Genomic DNA, 21398 nt, shown 5'->3' on the forward strand with positions numbered 1-21398 from the left:
AAAAGGAGGAGATACAATGACTAAAAATAATGAAACAGGTTGGAATTTAGATAATAGTTATACGACTTTACCACAATCATTTTATACAGAAATCCCCCCTACTCCCGTAAGTTCACCGGAGTTAGTTAAACTAAACCATTCATTAGCGATATCTCTTGGCTTGACCCCTGAAGAACTGAAAAAGGAAGCTGAAATTGCTATTTTCGCTGGTAATGCACTCCCAGAAGGAGCTCATCCATTAGCTCAAGCATATGCTGGCCATCAATTCGGACATTTTAATATGTTAGGCGACGGTCGTGCTCTTTTAATTGGCGAACAAATTACTCCTTCAGGTGAGCGTTTCGATATTCAACTGAAAGGTTCTGGCCCTACTCCCTATTCACGCCGAGGAGATGGCCGTGCTGCACTCGGTCCGATGCTACGTGAATATATCATTAGTGAGGCAATGTATGCACTTGATATTCCGACTACTCGCAGTTTAGCAGTTGTCACAACTGGTGAAGCAACATATCGTGAAACAAAGTTACCTGGAGCAATTTTAACTAGAGTAGCTAGTAGCCATATACGCGTCGGTACATTTCAATATGCTGCAGCTCGTGGTTCAATAGAGGACCTGAAATCACTAGCTGACTATACGATAAAAAGGCATTACCCAGAAATTGAAGCTCATGAAAACCGATATACTGCATTACTACAAGAAGTCATTAAAAGACAAGCCAGTCTTATCGCAAAATGGCAACTTGTTGGATTTATCCACGGTGTAATGAACACTGACAATATAACGATTAGTGGCGAAACAATTGATTACGGTCCTTGTGCATTTATGGACAATTACAATCAAGGAACCGTATTTAGCTCTATTGACACACAAGGTCGTTATGCATATGGAAATCAACCATATATGGCCGCATGGGACCTCGCTCGATTAGCAGAATCTTTAATACCAATTCTGCACGAAGATGAAGAAGAAGCATTAAAGATCGCCCAAGACGAAATTTCGAAATTTAGCGTACAGTATGAAAACCATTGGTTCCTTGGAATGAAAAAGAAATTAGGACTATTTAGTACCGAAGAACAAGATCAACCACTTATTGAGCAACTTTTAAAAATGATGGAGAAATATAAAGCAGATTATACAAATACATTCCGTTCATTAACTCTTGATGCTATTGAAAATACAGCTCTATTTGAAAGTCCTGAATATAAAGATTGGTACAAACTGTGGCAATCTCGATTAAAAAGACAAGAACAATCGAAAGAAAACGCCTACGAAATGATGAAAAATAATAACCCATCAATCATCCCAAGGAACCACCGTGTAGAAGAAGCACTAGAAGCAGCTGTTACAAATGACGACTATAGCGTAATGGAGAAACTTCTTGAAGCTTTATCAAACCCTTATGCGTATTCTACAGATCAAGAAGAATACTGCATTCCGCCTGCACCGACGAATCGCCCTTATCGTACTTTTTGTGGGACTTGATTAAAAATTTGTTTTTATTTTAACCCAAAATTTATTAAGTTAACTATTAATCACAAACTTAAAAGTTGCTTTCAATATTGAAAGCAACACATTTAGTATCCAACCTTAAACAAGTCACAAATTATAATTTGTGACTTGTTTAATTACCCACGTTCAATAGAAGATTTGTTTTGCAGGCATCGTTGTATCTTCAGAGACAGCATATGGATTTTCATTAGGTTTTATAATTATAAACATTCTACCATATCCACTGTGAGCTAATTTATTGCAAAGACCTTCTACCATAAAACCCCATAACTCCAGCTGCTATTCCCATTATAGATAATCCAAGTTTTTTCTTTATTTTAATGCTTCTTTTTCAAATATTCTCTTTTTTATTTCATAACTCATAAAAAAATACTTTTCTGCTTTTTCTATATTACCTACCTTATGAAACTCTAATGCCAGACTTTCGGTATATTCGTGAATATACTCCGATAAATTTTTTCTTTCAAAGTAAGAAAAACCTTCAAGAATAATTTTTTCTATTTTTTCTACCTCTAAATGCTGACAAAATCCCTTTAGAATTAAAAAGTGATATCTATATTCATCATTTTTTAATTCCTCACAAACCTTCAATCCACTTTCAATTAATTCCTTCGCTTTTTCTATTTCACCTAATTTATAATATTCTCTTGCCTCTAAAAAGATTGCCTTATAATGAGTAGGCATTTTTTTAGAAACCTCAGATAAGTGTCTAATTGCTAAAACTGAAAGATTTTGACTCGCATACAATAAACCTAAATTATGTCTGATTCTTAATACTAACATTTCAGCATCATTTTTTTGTAAAATGTTTATTGCTGACGCAATATATTCCTCACCTTTATCATGCTGCTTTAATTCCGAAAAAGATAATCCTAATATATTTTCGCACAGCGCTATGTTCACTTCATACCCTGCTTGTTTAACAAAGATATCTCTTGCCTTTGAAGCGTATTCAATAGCTGAATATGCGTAATGCAAGTGGTATTTTAATATAGCAACTCTATAATTAAACTCTGCATATTCAATTTCATCTGAAATATGCTCTAATAACCCTTCAGCTTTTTCAAAATAGTTGCTAGCTTCACTATAATTAGTAAGAATTGTATAATGAATGGCTTTGAATAAATAATAATAATAATTAGAATATTCATCATTCGGTTTAGGCAATGCATCTATTTTATCAAAAGCTTTTTTCAAATTACCTAAACCATCTATTAGCACTTTATATCGAAATTCTAACAGATAATAGTGAAATGAAACCTTTACATCTGATTCGATAATATAAAGCTTTTTATCGATCTCTTCTTTTAATTTTTTTGCTTCACTTATACGTTGAGCTCTAATATCTCGATACCAATCATTCAGCATCTTATTAATTAATTCATTGCCAGTGATTTGTATATTCATCAAATCCACTCTCCTTCTTTTAATTATCATAAAAATAACATAATTCGATTATTTGTATCTATCTATATATATATTTCTCAACAATTGAACAAAATTCATTCACTGAATTTTGTTCAATATTTTAATAGACCCGCTGTAAATATGAATACTTTTTCTTATAACCTCTGAATATGAGTATCCTTAAAATCCGTCTCATATTTCAATCCATATCCAAACATTCGATCCATTCCAATATGTGCTGTCCATATTAAGCCAATCATTATAACGGTATCTATCTTAAAATAGACACCTATTAGAACAATTAATATGGATATGATATATGTGTGACATACATTATATATTTTCGCACCAACGTGATTATTAATCCCATATGCTAACATTGATAGATCCGGCGCTAAAAGGAATACAAAAAATATAATCCAACTAAACTCATATATCGAATACATATAAATCGCGGCTAAAAATACAACCATTCCTTCAAAATGTACAATACGTTTTTGCATTATTTATCATTCCTATTTTTCTATATTTATTAATACATTTTCATCGCTAAAAGTATTCTTTTCATTTTTTGCATTTTTTGACCAGATGGTTGCTAATATTGGCCCTGCAATGTTATGCCATACTGCTGCTAATACACTTGGGAGTGCAGCCGCCGGTCCAAAATGCGCTGTCGCCAGTGCAACACCTAAACCTGAATTTTGCATTCCTACTTCTATTGAAATAGCCCTTCTTGTCCCTTCGTCTAGTCCAAGTACGAACGCAGTTATATATCCGAGCAAAAAACCGAAAGCATTATGGAGCATCACCGCAATAAAGATAAGAAGTCCTGAAGAAGTAACGCTACTTACATTTGCTGAAACAACTGCAGAAACAATTATGATAATTGCTACAACTGATATTAAAGGAATAACAGTCATTCCTTTATTAACGATATGAGGGAAAAACTTTTTCACTACTAGTCCTAAAATAATAGGCACAATAATGACTTGTACGATAGAAAGAAACATGGACATAGCATTTACTGGCATCCATTGCCCTGCAAGTAATAGTAGAATGAGCGGTGTAGCAATTGGTGCTAGTAACGTTGATACTGAAGTCATTGCAATAGACAACGCTAAGTTCCCTTTTGCTAAATAAACCATAACATTTGATGCAGTGCCACCCGGTACTGAACCGAGCAACACTAACCCAGCTGCTAATTCCGCTGGCAGATTCATAACGTAGGCTAGTACGTATGCGACAAGTGGCATAATAATAAACTGAGCACATACACCGATAATAACTGCTAATGGTTTTGTAGCTATGATTTTGAAATCAACAGCCTTCAATGTTAATCCCATCCCAAACATGACAACCCCAAGTAAAATCGTTATGTAACTAGTTAACCCGAGAAATGGCGCGGGAATGAAATATGCAATAGCTGCAATACAAATAACCCAAAATGCAAAATACTTTCCAGCTATATTACTTATCGCTTCTAGTACTTTCACCCGATCAGCCCCTATCTTTTAATTGAAACACCTTATTCGGATTCAAAATATTTTGCAGATCAAGAGCTTTCTTTATTTTCTCCATTACACATAATGCCGCCCCATGTTCTTCTTCTTGATACTTTCGTTTTCCGATTCCAACGCCATGTTCTCCTGTACATGTTCCTCCTCGTTTAAGAGCATACAGAACGATACTTTCGTTTATTTCGTCTGCCTTCTTTACTTCCTCTTTATCATTTGTGTCAATCATTAAGAGTACATGGAAATTCCCATCTCCAACATGACCTAGAATACCGCCAATAAGCCCTACTTTATCTAATACCTCTTTCGCATGTTGAATCGCGCCAGCTAATTCCGAAATTGGCACACATACGTCTGTACTCATTAGCTTTTTACCAGGATAACTATGCACGTAAGAGTACGCTAAGTTATGCCTTGCATCCCACAGTTTATTTCTTGCTGCTGTTTCCGTCTCAAACGCAATTTCTTTACATTTATGATCAAGAACGATTTCTTTCGTAAATTCAATATCTTGCTTTAACCCTGCTTCATTGCCGTGAAACTCTAAAAATAGTGTCGGTTCTTCTCTGTAACTTGTTTCATTGTAATGATTTACTTGTTTCATAGATAATTCATCAACGAGTTCAATTCTCGCGATTGGAATACCTGCTTGTAATATGTTAATTACAGCTTCTACTGCATCATTTATAGTTGGAAACGATGCCCTCGCAGCCATAACATGTTCTGGTATACCGTATACTTTTAAAGTTAACTCCGTGAAACATCCAAGTGTTCCTTCTGATCCTACGAAAATACCATTTAAATGATAACCTGATGATGACTTCGCCGCTAAATTCCCGGTATGTATTACCCCTCCATCCGCAAGAACGACTTCTAAATCTCGAACTTGATCACGCATTACACCATACTTTACTGCTGTCGTTCCGCTCGCGTTTGTAGCAGCCATTCCTCCTAACGTTGCATCAGCTCCTGGGTCTACACTAAAAAATAATCCATACTTTTTCAATTCTTTATTAAGCTGAGAGCGCGTCACCCCTGGCTGTACTCTCACAAGAAAATCCTTTTCTCTTATTTCAAGTATTTTGTTCATAAGAGAAAAGTCCATTGTAATTCCTTTTTCGTAAGGAATTACATGTCCCTCTAAACTGGACCCTACTCCAAATGGAACGACAGCTGTTCCGTGCTGAATCGCTATTTTCATTATCGCGCTAACTTCTTCGGTCGTTTTTGGAAAAACAACTACATCAGGTAAACTACTAGTATGATAAGATTCATCTTTACTATGTAACTCTCGTACTGTCATATTTATTACTACTCGATCTTCAGGAAGTATGCCTTTTAATTCATTTACTACATGTTCAATTGTTATTTCCATAATCAACTCTCCTTTTTAATTTTAAAACAAGTATACCATCTTTATACAGAATAATTAGAAAAATAAGATTATTAAACCTGAACATACAAAAAAGAACCTGCAGCACACGCTACAAGTTCTTTTTCACTACATTTTAAACGATTTCTTTATTAACAACATAAACCAAATTAAAGTAACTGCCATCAACGAATGAGAAAATCCTACAATATAAGTTAACCCTTTAAAGTCAGCTCCATTTAACTGAAGAAGCCCTCTCGCTGCTAGCGAACCTAACATTAATGTTAATGCAATGTTATGTAAAACAAACCACTTATTAAACCCTTGCACTTCATGAAACGCGAATACTTTTGCTAATCCTAAAGCAATTAAAAAGAAGAAAAAGCCAAGTACAAGTGTATGTGTATGCAAAAGATTTAACAAAGTAGATCCTAAAATCCCTTTATACTTACCATACTCCCTAGCGAAAATCCCTGATAATAAACCGATAATCAAATACGTAAACGATGCATTATATAATTTCTTCATTATGTACCTCCTTGAGTAGAATGTGTAGTGTGTCATATTTAGTAATAATGATAGTTATATAGTAAAAACTCCTAGTCACCTAGGAGTCATTGTATAAGCACCTCACTCTTTACAATCAATCCTAATTATAAAATATCTCTCTATACAAAACAAACGAACTTTATGTGAACAAACAAAGCCCCATTAAAATATGTTGCACTTTTGTTTTACACAATCCATACTAATTGTTATAACTTTTTAAAGGTGGTGTAATCATTGATAGTTCTTAAAACAGAACGTCTTAACCTTCGTTGGTTTGATATAAAAGACGCTCCTTTTATTCTTGAGTTAGTAAACGATCCTGCATGGATTCAGTTTATCGGTGACAAAGGAGTTAGAAACTTAGAAGATGCAAAAAATTATATTGTAAACGGTCCCATCGATATGTATAACAAACTCGGATTTGGCCTTTACTTAGTAGAACGAAAAGAAGATCTCACTCCACTTGGTATGTGTGGCCTTATTAAAAGAGATTCATTAGAAGACGTTGATATCGGATTTGCCTTTTTAGAAACATTCCGTTCAAAAGGATATGGCTACGAGTCAGCTTCTGCAATAATCGAATACGGTGTACAAAAGCTCGGCATGAATCGAATTGTAGCAATTACTTCTATAGATAACATCGCCTCAGGAAAGCTTTTAGAAAAAGTAGGATTACGATTTGAGAAGATTATTTCAGGGTCTGGAGAAGATTTAAAATTATTTGGGTATAACGCATAGTAAAGAAGGTCGCCGTGAATGGCGACCTTCTTTACTATTGTAATAATATTTCCCTACACATTGAGATTGCTTGTTGTATAAGGAAGCCTTTCTTTTTTCCATGCAAGAAATCCTCCCTTTAAATTCACTACTTCCTTTATACCAGCTCTTTGTAAAATACTAGCTGCTATAGCGGAACGTAATCCGGTTCGACATTGCAAAACTATTGGACAATCTTTCGGTATATAATCTAGTTGTTCAAATAGATTACCTAAAGTGATATGTATTGCATCATGAAGGTGTCCTTCCTCCCACTCTTTTTTACTACGCACATCGATAACCTTAACGCTTCCACCTTTTATATGCGGATATAATTCAATCGATGTTTTTTCTTTGTAACTTTCAAATCTATCAAGTCTTTGTATTACTTTTAAGGGTGCAAAAGCAATAATATTATCTAACCCAATAGATTCAAATTCTCTAATAATTGCCTCCACTTTAATCTTTTCCTCATCTAGAATTATTAACGTTTCTGTTTTATAATCTAATAACCATCCACACCAAGTTGTGAAAGAATTGTTATAAGGTATGTTAATTGACTTCTCGATATGACCTGCAGCAAAACTCTCTACATCCCTTATATCAACTATTTGATGAACGCTCTTCAAAATTTCTTGAAGTTCTTCTACTGTATTAATAGCATTACTTTTTCTCTTCTTACGAATTGGCGGACCATACTTATTTAAATTCTTCATTAATGAAAAATACTTTGGAGGCTCTGGCTGTCCCGTCAATAAAGTTGATATAAAATCACTTTCTTCATTACACTGAAATGCCCAATTGAACATCTTTTCATAACCTAATGTAGAAGTTGGAATTGCTCCTAACGCTTTTCCACATGCGCTTCCCGCACCATGTGATGGCCATATTTGCAAATAATCAGGAAGTATTTTTATTTTTTGTATAGAATCAAATAATTGTTTCGCTCCTATTTTTGCAGTATCTTTCATACCGACTGCAGTTTCTAATAAATCCGGTCTTCCTATATCTCCTACAAATATAAAATCACCTGTGAATATCCCTATCGGTTTATCATTCGTATAATTATTTTGACTTGTATCAGTCACTAAAAAAGAAATACTTTCAGGCGTATGCCCTGGGGTGTGAATTACATTAAATTTTATATGACCTACTTTAAACTCTGTGCCCTCTCTAACCAATTTGTATCGACCTTCATTAAGATATTGATATTTCCAATCACAATCTCCTTCATCAGATACATATAAATTTGCATGATAAAGATTGGAAAGTTCTCTAGACCCAGAAAGAAAATCAGCATGAATATGAGTCTCAGCCGCAGCAATTACTTCCATTCCCTCTTTCTTAGCAAATTCTATATATTGTTCTATATAGCGACCTGGATCAATTACAATTGCTACGCCTTCCTTCTGACAACCGACTAAATAGGAAGCATGTGCTAATTTTTCATCATAAAAATATTTTAAAAGCATAGCTATTCCCTCCAAATAGGTATTTCAAATTGCTTTTCAATTTTTATAACCACTTTCTATCTTCCCCTATAGGATCCCTTTCAACATAAAATTCCAATACATATATGGCAACATAAATCTTTTAAGTAAAAACATACTATACCTTTCTTTCGCTTGATTAAACGGAAACGTTTCTTGAGGCTCATGTTTATAGTTAAATTCAGCGAGTATAAGACTTTTATATCCTGTAATAATTGGACAAGATGTATACCCATCATATTTAGCCTGCAAATCTCTTCCACTAAGTACGTCCATAATATTTTGTTTTAAGACAGGTATTTGTTTTCGAATTGCCGCTCCAGTTTTAGAAGTAGGTAAATTAGTACAATCTCCAAGTCCGAAAATATTTTTATACTTTACATGCTGCAAAGTATAAGGGTTTATATCTACCCATCCCTGATAATCACTTATTTCACTCTCTTTAATAAAATTTGGTGGCCCCATTGGTGGAACAACATGTATCATACTATATGGTATGGTTTCTCTTTTCAGCGTTTGCGTATCTTCAAAAATTGCTTCTCTCTTTTCGGCGATAATTTCTACTAAGTTTTTATTATAATTCGTTATAATTTGCTTTCTTTCTAGTACTTGTTCTAAAGTATTTGCATATCGTGGAACCTGAAATATGTCAGTGTTTGCAGAATAAAACATTACTTCACTTCTGTTTCTTACACCACTATTACAAAAATACTCCTCTGCTAAATACATAATTTTTTGTGGAGCACCACCGCATTTAATAGGAGTATTAGGGTGGGTAAAAAGCGCATTTCCTCCTTTAAATTTTTCGATTTCTCTCCAAGTAGAATCAACATATGTATAAGAATAATTGCTACATACCCCATTAGTCCCAATAGATTCTTTTAAGCCCTTAATACCTTCCCAATTTATTTGTATACCAGCTGCTACAATAAGAATTTCATACTCAAGCAGCAGTCCGTCATCTAACAGTATCTTATTTTCATCCGGAAATAACTTAACAACACTTTTAGGGATCCACGTTGCCCCTTTTGGAATAAGCGATTCTTGATCACGCATTGTACTTTCCTTTGAAACAATTCCTCCCCCCACTAAACTCCATAGTGGCTGAAAATAATGTTTTTTTGACGGATCAATAATCGCTATACTTTCTTTCAATAGGGGGATATTTCTTAATAAATGTGCAGTAGAAGATAGTCCTGCAGTCCCAGCACCAACGACAATAATTTTATAACTATCTCTGGTCTTCATTATCCTCTTCCTATCTAAATTTAATTTTTAAATTAACTAATTTGTGGCCGTATTTTCATCGTAGTAAAATTATTATACGTTAAAAACATCACATTTTTATCTTATTAAAATGAAAATTCTGTTAATTTTACCATCAACATTACTTTATGCGTAAATTCCTTATGTTACTTCTTTAATTTGTTTCAAACACTACAAACTTTATATTTTTCAATATTATACTGTATTCTAGCTACATTTAATTACATCACATGCCAATAGACATTGGATTATAAGTCACTTGAAACAAACTACATAGAAACATCCAGTGTCCACATATACAATAATAGGATGGTTTTATATTAATTAATCACTTATATAATTTTTCCTTACAGTTTATCCTTGTCTCAATACTCTCTCAAAGTATCCTTTGTCACTTATAAGAACCGGAATATTCAATTTAGCAACGCGAAAAGTTTGTTTTCAAATATTTTTGTTTATATAAATTTACAAATGAAATTATGGTTATTTAGTTTATATGTATGCAAATCCATCCTGTTGAGCTATTACTCTTTTAAAAACCTCATATGTATTATTTTTATTTAATTTTGTTTACACCCTTAAAAAAAACGAGCATATGATAGTATATACTAATCCGAAAGCCCTATAGTCTACTTTCTAAGAGCACTGATTTGTGTTCTTTTTTTTAATGAAGATTATGTTCAATTTTTGTTACATTATTAAAACTTCCATTTGTTACTCTGAAAAATTCCTCACTTTATAATTCCTATTCACAGTATTTTGACCTTGGAATAGCTAATTACTATATCATAGAATATCTTTTTCATTAAACCTTCTGACCATATTGTATTTATTAAACCTTTGTATTGTAGGATTTAATAGTTATCTCATTGATCATAAAGAGATAAAACCAGAAAGTGATTTCTATTAGTCCAAGCACTTCATGTTACTCCCACATACACTATAAAATGTTTGGACTTTATTACTTCAATTAAAATTTAAAGTTAGGAGGATTTATTATGGCAGATTGTACAGGTTTAGCTTGTTTTCTATTCTCTTCGTGGCCAACGGGAACAGTTGTTACAATTACTACTAGATCAGGTCAAATTATTGGACCTGCTACTTTTTCACTGTTCTTTCCGAATATATGTGCAGTAGTATTGGAAGAAGAAGATGTGATAACCCCTTCATCTACCAATACTACATTCATAAGTTGTGAAGATATAGAAAGTGTTACTTTAACCACTCTTTAAAATGATTCATATTTTTCTAGCTTAATCCATATTTAAGACATTCTAATGAATGTCTTTTTTCATGAAAAATCTAATCAGTATCCCCTGAGATGTAACATTCTATTGACCTATTATTTCAATAAATTGCTTTAATTTAAATTTTTTCTCTTCTAAAGGTTACTTGTCTACACATCGTTCTACAAAACTTCATATGATATAGTATATTGTTTAAAGGAGGAATAAATTTGTTCTTATGCAATTTATTTGGTTGTTCAGGTGGAGTATGTAGTATTTTTAAAAATTTACAGCCAGGCGAAGTCGTTACTGTGACTGGTAAATCTGGGAATATTATTGGACCTGCTATTTTTACAAATTTTAACCCTAATACTTGTATCGTCACATTAGAAGAGGAAAATTCAGTTACTCCTCCTACTACAAGTATTACTAAAATTAGTTGTAAAGAAATAGAAAGTGTTACGTTTATCTCATAATATATTTTAAACCTAAAGCAGGGGTTGAAATATGAAACTCTTATACATTACTTCTGGTTACTCAAAAATTTATCAATATCTAGATCAAAGCATACAAGGAACACTTATAGATCAAAATTTCGAATGGTTAGCGATACAACCGAGTGAATTAATACAACAATTGGATTTCATTACAACAACTTTTCATCCCGATATTGTATTCACCTTATTAGGTAATCATCTACCACAAAAAGCAATTCAATATTTTAAAAAATGGAACATTAAATTAGCTGTCTGGTTAACTGAGGATCCATTTTATATAGATACTTCTCTTCTTCTATTAAATAACTTTGATTTTATATTTACTATTGATAGCGAAGCACTTAAATATTACACAGCTTTAGGATATACCAATGTATATCACTTACCATTAGCAACTAATATAGACGTATTTAAACCTAGTCTAAAAAATATAAAATATAAAAGTGAAGTATTATTCATTGGCTATCCTTATCCAAACCGAGTAAAATTAATACATTTCCTTTTAGAAAATACCCCCTATCACTATACTATTATTGGCCGACATTGGAGAAATAAGTTATTAAAAAAATGGAAAAATCACCGAAGAATTAAAATTATAGAAGAATGGATTCCACCTCAAGAAGTTGCGCTCTATTATAACAACGCTAGTCTTATTTTAAATCCTCATCGTAGTCATCTATTTCCACAAAATAAAAATAAAAATAAAGTAAAAAATAATACTATTAATAATCGTACGTTTGATATTGCCGCTTGCCAAGGCTTTCAAATTATTGAAGAAAAGTCTGATCTTTTATCGTTCTTCAATAAAGATGAAATTATATCCTATAACAGCTTTGAAGACTGTTTAAATAAAGTATCTCTTTATTTGGATGACACGATTTCAAAAAGATTAATGATTGAAAAAATTCATACAAAAGTGATAACACAGCATACTTTTCATAAGAGAATCCACTTTATAACAACTATTTTACAGTCACAGCTTTATTAAAATAGAAATCCCCTTGTGCATATAGATGCACAAGGGGATTTCTTCAAATTAATCTATAACATATTCTTAACTTTTATTTCACTTGAAACATGTATTTTTTATAATTTTTATGCACCGATAAGATAAGCCCGATCATTATCATATTTGAAAACAGTGAACTTCCTCCATATAATAAAAAAGGAAGTGCAATTCCTTTTACTGGCATTATACCAATATTTTCGAAGATTCGAAGTGTTAGAACACTAATTGCCCCGCACATAGTAATGTACCAAACAGATTCTCTGCTGAATATGCAATTATAGTTACTCGATATATAAGAAGTAACAAGACCAATACAACGAGAGCCGCTATTATAAATCCACCTTCTTCAGCGATGGTAGCAAAAATAAAATCAGTATGCTTTTCAGGAATATATACACTTCCTTGACCAAATCCTTTTCCATGTAATTCGCCACTTCCAACAGCTAAAAGAGATTGTTGCGTTTGATACCCTTGATCTGTATTTTCAGCTGGATTCAGCCAACCTATAATGCGTGATTGTTGGTGAGGTTTTAACCTAGTAACTAATTCTTTAAAGAAAAAATCTGGATATCTTACGTATGTAAATATTAATGTAGATAGTAGAGTTACCGGAATGAATGTACAAAATGCAATTAATTTCTTTTGAATCCCTGATATGAATAAATACAATAGATGCTGCGTATAAGAACACCATCCCTGTATCTGGCTGGCTATATACCAGAGCAATAGGAGGAATTGAGACTAACATAATTTTTCCAACCAACAGGAAATCAGTTTTATATGTCCGAATCATATATTTAGCGTTATGATTCATTACTAAATTTGCGACAAATATAATTAGTGCAATTTTGAAAAACTCCGATGGTTGAATTTGAACAATAACAGGAAATTGAAACCATCTTTTTGCTCCCAATTTAACGGGAGTAAATGTTGATTCTGGTAGTATTTTTAATATAACAATTGATGCAAATCCAATAATATACATTGGACAAGATAAATTTTGCCATTGATCCCACTCAATACTTGCAACTAATATTAACAGTACAAAACCAATTAAATAGTTCCTACCTTGCTGAAATGCAAAGTTTGTGCTTCCATACTGGCCAGTTTGTTAACTACTATTTTATGTTTCATCGTCACATTATAATGAAATAGTCATATATTTTCTTGAATTTTAAAAACCTAATTCACTTTTCAATATCTCATTTCTTCCTTAAAGAGGTCTTTTTATAGATGCTCTTCTTAAGTTTTTCAGCATAAAACTAAACATTCCGTCAATACTAAAGATAGGCGAAAGCCAGAACTCATTTAAACGTCCCTGTAGTTCTTCTCTTTTCTTTATTAAGCAGCTAGCTTTCACTAGCTGCTCTTTTATTTACATATATCATAAGGATTTGAATATATTATGTTTGAAAGTACGCTGTTTTATCAAAAGGTGATCCGGTGACAATTTCTTTTTTATTTCTACAAAATAAATTTTTTACTAGATACCTTTTCGTATAATATATGCAAGCTTGTTAACACTATAAATGTAACTTTAGGTTACATATCTATTACTTTCAGGGCCTAATTTTCTTTTGTGCAACAAGTGTTTAGCTAGCTTCGCTGGCCACTTTGTTGTACCGAATGAACTTTTTATTTCTCAACACCTAACATATGGTATCGATATTCCAATAATGGTAATATGAAGGTACCTTCAGTTGTTAAATATTATGCCCTTTTTAAAGGCCCTGTTTTTAAACAGGGCCTTTAAAATTTATTCTCTACTTAAATAGTATTTTTGTTATAAATCTTTCTATAAACACTCTCATTTCCTCGATATCAAATTAAATCCCATGAAACAGGCGTCCCTTTTTCGATATCCTTATTCGCTTTTTTCCCAATAATTTTGGATATGTGTTTTGGTAATAAGCCATTCCCTGGTCTAATAGCTTTAACATTTTTATTTGTAAAGAATTCTCCCGCTTTTATGTTTTCTACTACATATAATGATCTTCTAAATTTTAAAGAATCTTTTTCTATATCAGTCGGTCCATAATATACATTCCCCAAAGATTCCCATGCTTTTTCAGTTTCGCTTACTAATAATTTAAATTCAGCTGGTTCCATTGAAAATTTAGCGTCAACTCCTCCATCCAACCTCGAGAGCGTTAAATGTTTCTCAATTACTGTGGCCCCAAAGGCAACACTCGCTACAGATACTCCTACACCCAGTGTATGATCAGATAAACCCACCTGACATTTAAATAACTCTTTCATATGAGGTATGGTAACTATATTTGTAGATTTTGGAGACGCAGGATACGTACTCGTACATTTTAATAGAATTAGTTCTTTACACCCTTCTTCTCTCGCAGCCCTTACTGTTTCATCTAGTTCGGCAATTGAAGCCATACCTGTCGAAATAATTATTGGTTTTCCTGTTGCGGCTACTTTACGTATGAGGGGGATATCAGTATTTTCAAAAGATGCAATTTTATAACATGAAACATTTAATGTCTCTAGAAAGTCTACAGCTGTTTCATCAAAAGGCGTACTAAATGGTATCATCCCTAACTCTATACAGCGATCAAAAATTGGTTTATGCCACTCCCATGGTGTATATGCTTCTTTGTATAAATGATAAAGTGATTTGCCTTTCCATAAACTTTTCGTATCGTGAATTGAAAAATCACCATTTTCTATATTTAAAGTCATTGTATCTGGTGTATATGTTTGAATTTTAAATCCTTGTGCCCCGGCCTCCGCAGCTGCCTCTACAATTTTCAACGCTCTATCTAATGATTGATTATGATTTCCTGACATTTCTGCAATAATAAATGGTGGCAAACTATTGCCAATCTCTCTACCTCCGATATATACATTACTCATTTTTTTCACCTTCAAGTTCTATTTTTATAGCTTCTTTTCTTTCCTCCCATTGTTCACGGGACAAGGTCATTGTAATGACATCTATATAATCATTGTCCCTATAAATATAATCTTCATATCTTCCATCTTCTTGGAAACCAAGTTTCTGATGAAAATTTAAACTAATACAGTTTGATTCTATTATTTCTGCATATACTTTGTGTATGTCTTTAATTTCAAAAATAAAATTTAATGCTAATAAACCTAATACAGTTCCGGCACGTCTTACACTTTGTTTTTCACCTATATAAAATCCCCAATAACAAGTTCGATTCATTTCATCTATTTTTGTAAAATTAACAAATCCAATTGGTTTTTCTTTATATATTAATATTCTTGCAACCTTTGTTTCATCCATTACGAGTTTTTCATACCACTTTAAATGTTCGTCTATTGTTATTTGATGATCTTCATACATAACTGAACGTATTTCTTTTGCATTCCGCCAATTTAAAATAAGTTCTAAATCTTTCTTTTCTAACCTTTCCAATTGAAAATCCTCAATATCTAACATACTATCCTCCTAAAATATTTTTTGCTATTTCATTTGAATTACTGGCACACTGTATAGAAAGAGCTTTATTAGACATTTCTTTCACTATTTTAGAATTTGATAAAAGTTTGTTTAGACATTCCATAATTGCTTTATCCGAAACACTTTCAGCTGTACCAATATTCCATGTAGCTCCAACCTTTGCTACAGCCTTGGTTACTTCAATTTGATTTTGTGCAGTTGTAATTGTAATAGAAGGTAATCCAAGAAAGCAGCGTTCCCATGTGGTTGTTCCTCCAGCTCCTATCCCTAAATCCGCTCGTACGAGAAGCTCTTCCATATTTTCTATTTGACAATAATATGAAGCGTTAGAAACACTCTTACAATAAGTTTGAATCTCCTCTTTATGCGGATTTTGGCTTCCTACCACAACATCTATTTTTAAGTTATCTTGATTTATATTTTGTAAGGCTCTTAATGTTTTTAATGTTTCATTTGTTACATCATGCCCACCAAAAAAAATAAAAATCCTCTCAATTTCTCCTGTTCTTTTTCGTGAAAATTTCTTAGCAGCATGAAACTCTGGCCGTAATATAGCATATTTAGGCCCCAATTTTACTAATGAGTGCTCTGGTATTAAATCTTTATAGCGATCATTAGGGTTATCGTATAAATTTTGGTCTAGTAACAAATCACAGTCGTGCATTCGATTTGCAAGATCATCGATTACCATGATTTTCCTTACAGTTTTTCTTAAAGCAGACTCCCACCTATTATCTAATCCATAATGATCAACGATTAACCAATCACACTTGGGAAGTTGCGACAAAATATCATTGGTCTGCTGTGCATCAACAAACCAATGATATTTGAGCCAATTTAAATAACTCCCGTGTTCTGAACTTAAGAAATTTGTATTTTCACCATCTCCATCTAATACAAACACACAAAATCCCTTATTTAAAATATATTGATGTAAATCACCTTCTAGCTTACGACAAATGAAATATACTTGAGCACCTTTATTCCGTAACTCGTGGGCCAGTGTTAAACAACGCATAATATGACCGGTACCTATTTCAATAGATGCGTCGGCGCGAAAGGCAATTTTTTTCTCAAGCAAGATACTCCCTCCTCACTAAAAGCACTACAATTTATTAATTTATAATATCGTTTCTCTATTTAACTCATCTACTAATGATTGTTGATTTGCCCATTTCAATTTTACATGACTATTAATTTCAATAAGTTCAGGGTTTCGAAGGATGTAATCTTTTATTTGATGAAAGAATAAAGGTTTAGATTTTACATTCAGACCTCTATAAAGTTCATTGAACATATCTAAATCTGGTTGTTCATCTAATGTTAACCTCCAAGTAGGATAACAAACTGCTGGAGGAAGTTTCACTACATTGATACGAAATAAATGTGGATTATTAATAAAATAAAACGGAAGGTATTCTGCATAAGTTAAAGGTTTTGGGGTTTGTAGTAATCGTTCGATTGCCTCTAATGTAAAAATATCACCTGCTGTTCCAACAGGTAACGTACTTAACTCTGCCTGTGTATAGTCTGCACCACTTTTCAAATGTTCATCTAGTAAAAAAGTATTTATTTCAGGTGACACAGCTGGGCAATCCCCTGTAATCCGTATGACAATATTTGCATTTTCTTGTTTTGCAGCTTGGAACATGCGATCAGCGGTATTTTCTGGATCACCTCTAAAAATCTTAACTTTCCCGTCTAAATTAAATTTTTCCAAAGGGTCATCTTGTGCAATATCTGAAGTAGCAAGTATGACCTGGTGTTTTCCTGGAATAGCTAATGTATTTATAAGACATCGTTCAATGGAAGGAACTCCGTGTATTGGCAATATTGCCTTTAAAGGTAACCTAGTAGATTTTAAGCGGCAAAGTACAATTATTACTACCTTTGGAGGTTCAATAACCTCTTTTGTTATTGGGGTACCTGCAGACAAATTATATACAGCTACCTGAGGTAATAATTCCTCTGCTTCAAGCTCGGTAAGCGCATTTTCTACAACATTTAATTCCATTGTTACTTTATTAGCTGTAATAATCTCTCCTTTTTTAATGTCACCTTTTGTAACTGCTCTTAACAATTTTTGGTTTTGCAATTTTAATAACACCCCTTTCATTTAATTTTTAGCAACTCTATAAAACGAAAGAACTTTTCTCACAGCTTGTATTACATCCCACACATCAGCTTCTGTCATTTTAGGAAATAGAGGCAGCGTAATAATTTCCTCATATACATTTTCTGCTTGCGGACAAATACCTTTTCCATAACCTAATTTTTGATAAAACGGTTGCAAATGTACGGGTATATAGTGCACATTCACACCGATATTTTCTCTTTGTAATGCCTCGTAAACTTCTTTTCGATTACATTTTAATAATTTAGTATTTAAACGAATAATATAAAGGTGCCAGCTTGAATCGGTTTGAGGCAATTGCTTTGGTATGATGATTTCAGATAAACAACTAAATTCTTTATTATAAATGTCTACATATTTCTTTCGAATTTTAATAAAAGAGTCTAATTTATTTAACTGTGATAAGCCAAGAGCAGCTTGTATATCCGTTATTCTATAGTTGTAACCTAAGAATTGCATTTCATAATACCAAGGCCCATGATTTTCAAGAAGATTTCGAGGATTCTTTTCAATTCCGTGCGTACGGAATTGAAAAAGTTTTTCGTAAAACAGAGGATTATTTGTGGTAATTACCCCCCCCTCTCCGGTAGTAATATGTTTCACCGGATGAAAGCTAAACATTGTCATATCACCAATTGAACCAATCTTTTTATTTTTATATGTGGCTCCTAATGCGTGGGCTGCATCTTCAATGATAATCAAATTGTTTTCTTTTGCTATTTTTTGTATTTCTTCTAACTCTACAGGCTGACCAGTAAAGTGTACGGGAATAATAGCCTTTGTTTTGTTTGTAATCTTTTCCTCTATAGATTTAGGACTAATGTTATATGTTCCATTGTCAATATCAGCGAATACCGGCTTTCCCCCTTGGTATAAAATACAATTTGCACTTGCTACAAATGTCATCGGAGTTGTAATTACTTCATCTCCCTCAGTTATGCCTGCTGCATAGCAGGCAGCATGCAATGCAGCTGTACCATTTGAAAAGGAAACAGCGTATTTTGCTCCCACATATTTCGCTATAGCCTCTTCAAACTGTTGAACCATTGGTCCTGTTGTTAAAAAATCCCCTTTTAATACATCTACAACAGCCTGAATATCATATTCATCAATTTGTTGCTGGCCATATGGTAAATAAGTTTCTCTAACAGGCTTTCCTCCATGCATACCGAGGATTCCCCTTACCATTACTCTTTCTCCTTAGGATTAATTTTTAAAGATTTAATCCACTCTTCTGTTTTAATAACTCCATCTTCTAAAGAAACTTTTGGTTCCCAGTTTAATATTGTTTTTGCTTTTTCATAGTTACATAATAATTTTTGAATTTCACTTTGCGGATGGATATGAGTTACATGTTGAATGCTTACTTTATTTCCCGAAATCAATTCTGCTAATTTATTAATGGATATATCTTGCCCTGTTCCAGCGTTGATAATATGACCATTTGCTTTTGCAGAGTATCCTGCTGCCACAACAAAATCTGCACAATCTTCAACGTATAAAAGGTCTCTCGTTTGTTTTCCATCCCCATATATATTCAGTGGTACATTATCTAATTTATTATTTATAAAAATGGCAACAACCCCACCTTCCCCACCTGTTTTCTGGAATGGACCATACGTATTAAATGGGCGAATAACCACTACTGGTAGCTTATAAGCATAATAGTAAGATAAAACCATGTTTTCAGCAGCAATTTTTGATCCCGCATATGGAGAGGCTGGTTTAATTGGGTCTAATTCTGATATCCCTTGTATATTAGTAGCTTTATCATATACCATACAAGTACTCATAAAGACCATTTTGACATCATAATTAAGACATTGTTCTAGCAAATTAAAAGTACCTATTGTATCATTTTCAAAAGTTGCTCTAGCATCATCTATACTATCTTGAACATTGATACTCGCTGCTAAATGATAACAAAGGTCAAATGAATTATTTTCAAATAATTGAGCAACTAATTTTTTATCTTTAATATCTCCTTGAATGCATTGTTTTAAATTTAGATCGTGTGCAAACTCGGTAATATTTGCAGTAGTTGAATTTGCTAAGTTGTCTAATATCCATACTTCATGCTTATCCTGCAATAATCTCTTTACAACCCACCTACCAATAAAACCTGCACCACCAGTTACTAATATTTTCATATTTTCTCCCCTCCTGTTAATAGCTGCTGGTTTAATATTAAATTTCTAAGCTCTTCTTTTGAAATAGCATTTTGATTATCAGAACGGTAAAAGCCTGCCTTCGCCCTTTTTGCATTTTCATATTGAGTACCCTTTTTTAATGGGCTAGGAATGATAAACATATCTGGTAATTCAAAAGCCTGTAAAGATTCATCATGTGTCATAAGTTCTTCATACATTTTTTCACCCGGTTTTAAACCAATTTCTTCAATTTTAATATTCTCCTTGGACAATCCATATAACTTTGTAACTTCTTCTATCATCACTTCACTTAAATCGTTTAATGAAATAACTGGCATTTTTAATATAAAAGTTTCACCACCCTTTGCTATTTTCATTGCTTCAATTGTTAACATAGTTGCTTGGTTCAGTGTCATCATAAATCTACTCATACTAAGATCCGTTACAGTTATTTTTTGGTTTTCTTTAATTTGATTTTCAAATAAAGGAATGACAGAGCCTCTTGATCCCATCACATTTCCGAAGCGAACACTTGTAAATGTCGTTTCACTTGAACCTTTTGAATATTCCGCTGACGTAATCAATCTTTCAGCAGTCAATTTTGTTGCACCGTAATTATTTGTTGGTGAAATCGCTTTATCAGAACTTGTAAAAACTACCTTTTTTACTTTCTGAGCAATTGCCGCTTTTATTACATTTTGTGTTCCAAAAATATTGGTCAAAACTGCTTCAAACGGATTATATTCACAAAACGAAACATGCTTCATCGCGGCCACATGAAATACATAATCAATATTTTCCATCGCACTAAATACTCGATCATAATTACGAATATCCCCAATTAAATAACGAATATTTCGATTTTTATCCCTAAATTCTTCTTGTAATAAAAATTGATTGTATTCACTTCTACTAAAAACTCTTACCACTTTTGGCTTTTCCTGTAGAACATTAGAAAGAATGCTTTTTCCAATTGTTCCTGTTCCACCAATAATTAAAACATTTTTATCTTTAAAAAACATGAAAATATATACCTCCTCATATTAAAAAATAATTTTAGCAAAAAAACTCTC

21 protein-coding genes and 1 pseudogene are annotated in these 21398 nt (G+C 32.8%); 5 read left to right on the forward strand and 17 right to left on the reverse strand.

The window, feature by feature from the left end:
- Positions 1-16: 16 nt before the first annotated feature.
- Positions 17-1483, forward strand: coding sequence for a protein adenylyltransferase SelO (locus tag NZ044_RS17060; protein WP_000164912.1), 1467 nt, complete (start codon positions 17-19; stop codon positions 1481-1483).
- 153 nt (positions 1484-1636) lie between these two features.
- Here NZ044_RS17060 and NZ044_RS17065 read toward each other — a convergent pair whose 3' ends face one another.
- The 6 genes from NZ044_RS17065 to NZ044_RS17090 all read right to left on the reverse strand — a co-directional run bounded on the left by NZ044_RS17065 (position 1637) and on the right by NZ044_RS17090 (position 6331).
- Positions 1637-1768, reverse strand: coding sequence for a hypothetical protein (locus NZ044_RS17065; RefSeq protein ID WP_000229165.1), 132 nt, complete (start codon positions 1766-1768; stop codon positions 1637-1639).
- A 54-nt stretch (positions 1769-1822) separates the two neighbouring features.
- Positions 1823-2917, reverse strand: coding sequence for a response regulator aspartate phosphatase (locus NZ044_RS17070; protein ID WP_001025501.1), 1095 nt, complete (start codon positions 2915-2917; stop codon positions 1823-1825).
- A gap of 155 nt (positions 2918-3072) precedes the next feature.
- Positions 3073-3420, reverse strand: coding sequence for a DUF4260 domain-containing protein (locus tag NZ044_RS17075; protein ID WP_001172057.1), 348 nt, complete (start codon positions 3418-3420; stop codon positions 3073-3075).
- A gap of 12 nt (positions 3421-3432) precedes the next feature.
- The gene (locus NZ044_RS17080) at positions 3433-4410 is read right to left on the reverse strand and encodes a bile acid:sodium symporter family protein (protein ID WP_000865817.1); all 978 of its coding nucleotides are present in this window, start codon (positions 4408-4410) and stop codon (positions 3433-3435) included.
- 4 nt (positions 4411-4414) lie between these two features.
- Positions 4415-5806 (reverse strand): FAD-binding oxidoreductase, encoded by a 1392-nt coding sequence (locus NZ044_RS17085; protein WP_000406575.1) that lies wholly within the window; start codon positions 5804-5806, stop codon positions 4415-4417.
- Between the two features lie 126 nt (positions 5807-5932).
- The gene (locus NZ044_RS17090; protein ID WP_000737896.1) at positions 5933-6331 is read right to left on the reverse strand and encodes a DUF2871 family protein; all 399 of its coding nucleotides are present in this window, start codon (positions 6329-6331) and stop codon (positions 5933-5935) included.
- Between the two features lie 255 nt (positions 6332-6586).
- Here NZ044_RS17090 and NZ044_RS17095 point away from each other — a divergent pair, with 255 nt between their 5' ends.
- On the forward strand, positions 6587-7090 hold the full coding sequence (locus tag NZ044_RS17095; RefSeq protein ID WP_000636433.1) for a GNAT family N-acetyltransferase: 504 nt from the start codon (positions 6587-6589) through the stop codon (positions 7088-7090).
- A gap of 53 nt (positions 7091-7143) precedes the next feature.
- On the opposite strand, the gene NZ044_RS17100 is transcribed toward NZ044_RS17095, so the two are convergent.
- Positions 7144-8580: an MBL fold metallo-hydrolase gene (locus NZ044_RS17100; RefSeq protein ID WP_000925300.1), complete on the reverse strand. Its 1437-nt coding sequence runs from the start codon at positions 8578-8580 to the stop codon at positions 7144-7146.
- Positions 8581-8646: 66 nt separating this feature from the next.
- On the reverse strand, positions 8647-9846 hold the full coding sequence (locus tag NZ044_RS17105) for an FAD/NAD(P)-binding oxidoreductase (protein WP_000857326.1): 1200 nt from the start codon (positions 9844-9846) through the stop codon (positions 8647-8649).
- 1016 nt (positions 9847-10862) lie between these two features.
- Between NZ044_RS17105 and NZ044_RS17110 the strand changes: the two genes are divergently transcribed.
- From NZ044_RS17110 to NZ044_RS17120, 3 genes are all read left to right on the forward strand, one after another.
- On the forward strand, positions 10863-11096 hold the full coding sequence (locus tag NZ044_RS17110; protein WP_000752669.1) for a hypothetical protein: 234 nt from the start codon (positions 10863-10865) through the stop codon (positions 11094-11096).
- 224 nt (positions 11097-11320) lie between these two features.
- A complete protein-coding gene (locus NZ044_RS17115; protein ID WP_000477970.1) occupies positions 11321-11566 on the forward strand; it encodes a hypothetical protein in 246 nt (81 codons plus the stop codon).
- Between the two features lie 31 nt (positions 11567-11597).
- Positions 11598-12575, forward strand: coding sequence for a CgeB family protein (locus NZ044_RS17120; protein WP_340949878.1), 978 nt, complete (start codon positions 11598-11600; stop codon positions 12573-12575).
- Positions 12576-12648: 73 nt separating this feature from the next.
- On the opposite strand, the gene NZ044_RS30875 is transcribed toward NZ044_RS17120, so the two are convergent.
- From NZ044_RS30875 to NZ044_RS17160, 9 genes and pseudogenes are all read right to left on the reverse strand, one after another.
- On the reverse strand, positions 12649-12834 hold the full coding sequence (locus NZ044_RS30875) for an FtsW/RodA/SpoVE family cell cycle protein (protein WP_423776933.1): 186 nt from the start codon (positions 12832-12834) through the stop codon (positions 12649-12651).
- A pseudogene (locus NZ044_RS17125) lies at positions 12810-13650 on the reverse strand (FtsW/RodA/SpoVE family cell cycle protein). The gene NZ044_RS30875 and the pseudogene NZ044_RS17125 overlap by 25 nt, the downstream one beginning before the upstream one ends.
- Positions 13651-14417: 767 nt before the next feature.
- On the reverse strand, positions 14418-15467 hold the full coding sequence (pseI, locus tag NZ044_RS17130; protein ID WP_000073382.1) for a pseudaminic acid synthase: 1050 nt from the start codon (positions 15465-15467) through the stop codon (positions 14418-14420).
- Positions 15460-16020, reverse strand: a complete 561-nt coding sequence (gene pseH / locus NZ044_RS17135; RefSeq protein WP_000884084.1) for a UDP-4-amino-4,6-dideoxy-N-acetyl-beta-L-altrosamine N-acetyltransferase — start codon at positions 16018-16020, stop codon at positions 15460-15462. The genes pseI and pseH overlap by 8 nt, the downstream gene beginning before the upstream one ends.
- A 1-nt stretch (position 16021) precedes the next feature.
- Complete coding sequence (pseG, locus tag NZ044_RS17140) at positions 16022-17122, reverse strand: UDP-2,4-diacetamido-2,4,6-trideoxy-beta-L-altropyranose hydrolase (RefSeq protein ID WP_000890380.1); 1101 nt, start codon at positions 17120-17122, stop codon at positions 16022-16024.
- A gap of 39 nt (positions 17123-17161) precedes the next feature.
- Positions 17162-18157, reverse strand: a complete 996-nt coding sequence (locus NZ044_RS17145; protein WP_000679359.1) for a cytidylyltransferase domain-containing protein — start codon at positions 18155-18157, stop codon at positions 17162-17164.
- Positions 18158-19363: a UDP-4-amino-4,6-dideoxy-N-acetyl-beta-L-altrosamine transaminase gene (pseC, locus tag NZ044_RS17150; protein ID WP_000251480.1), complete on the reverse strand. Its 1206-nt coding sequence runs from the start codon at positions 19361-19363 to the stop codon at positions 18158-18160.
- On the reverse strand, positions 19363-20325 hold the full coding sequence (locus NZ044_RS17155) for a dTDP-glucose 4,6-dehydratase (RefSeq protein ID WP_000699376.1): 963 nt from the start codon (positions 20323-20325) through the stop codon (positions 19363-19365). Before NZ044_RS17155 ends, pseC begins: the two co-directional genes overlap by 1 nt.
- On the reverse strand, positions 20322-21347 hold the full coding sequence (locus tag NZ044_RS17160; RefSeq protein WP_000465155.1) for an SDR family NAD(P)-dependent oxidoreductase: 1026 nt from the start codon (positions 21345-21347) through the stop codon (positions 20322-20324). Before NZ044_RS17160 ends, NZ044_RS17155 begins: the two co-directional genes overlap by 4 nt.
- Positions 21348-21398: the final 51 nt, after the last annotated feature.

The sequence above is a fragment of the Bacillus sp. FSL K6-1338 genome, from assembly GCF_038006965.1.
GTDB lineage: Bacteria > Bacillota > Bacilli > Bacillales > Bacillaceae_G > Bacillus_A > Bacillus_A thuringiensis_S.

Bases quoted from the DNA above. Each gene is read 5' to 3' on its own strand.
- NZ044_RS17060 (WP_000164912.1), top strand. From the start codon at position 17: ATGACTAAAAATAATGAAACAGGTTGGAATTTAGATAATAGTTATACG.
- NZ044_RS17065 (WP_000229165.1), bottom strand. From the start codon at position 1,768: ATGGTAGAAGGTCTTTGCAATAAATTAGCTCACAGTGGATATGGTAGA.
- NZ044_RS17070 (WP_001025501.1), bottom strand. From the start codon at position 2,917: ATGAATATACAAATCACTGGCAATGAATTAATTAATAAGATGCTGAAT.
- NZ044_RS17075 (WP_001172057.1), bottom strand. From the start codon at position 3,420: ATGCAAAAACGTATTGTACATTTTGAAGGAATGGTTGTATTTTTAGCC.
- NZ044_RS17085 (WP_000406575.1), bottom strand. From the start codon at position 5,806: ATGGAAATAACAATTGAACATGTAGTAAATGAATTAAAAGGCATACTT.
- NZ044_RS17090 (WP_000737896.1), bottom strand. From the start codon at position 6,331: ATGAAGAAATTATATAATGCATCGTTTACGTATTTGATTATCGGTTTA.
- NZ044_RS17100 (WP_000925300.1), bottom strand. From the start codon at position 8,580: ATGCTTTTAAAATATTTTTATGATGAAAAATTAGCACATGCTTCCTAT.
- NZ044_RS17105 (WP_000857326.1), bottom strand. From the start codon at position 9,846: ATGAAGACCAGAGATAGTTATAAAATTATTGTCGTTGGTGCTGGGACT.
- NZ044_RS17110 (WP_000752669.1), top strand. From the start codon at position 10,863: ATGGCAGATTGTACAGGTTTAGCTTGTTTTCTATTCTCTTCGTGGCCA.
- NZ044_RS17120 (WP_340949878.1), top strand. From the start codon at position 11,598: ATGAAACTCTTATACATTACTTCTGGTTACTCAAAAATTTATCAATAT.
- NZ044_RS30875 (WP_423776933.1), bottom strand. From the start codon at position 12,834: ATGTGCGGGGCAATTAGTGTTCTAACACTTCGAATCTTCGAAAATATT.
- pseI (WP_000073382.1), bottom strand. From the start codon at position 15,467: ATGAGTAATGTATATATCGGAGGTAGAGAGATTGGCAATAGTTTGCCA.
- pseH (WP_000884084.1), bottom strand. From the start codon at position 16,020: ATGTTAGATATTGAGGATTTTCAATTGGAAAGGTTAGAAAAGAAAGAT.
- NZ044_RS17145 (WP_000679359.1), bottom strand. From the start codon at position 18,157: ATGAAAGGGGTGTTATTAAAATTGCAAAACCAAAAATTGTTAAGAGCA.
- pseC (WP_000251480.1), bottom strand. From the start codon at position 19,363: ATGGTAAGGGGAATCCTCGGTATGCATGGAGGAAAGCCTGTTAGAGAA.
- NZ044_RS17155 (WP_000699376.1), bottom strand. From the start codon at position 20,325: ATGAAAATATTAGTAACTGGTGGTGCAGGTTTTATTGGTAGGTGGGTT.
- NZ044_RS17160 (WP_000465155.1), bottom strand. From the start codon at position 21,347: ATGTTTTTTAAAGATAAAAATGTTTTAATTATTGGTGGAACAGGAACA.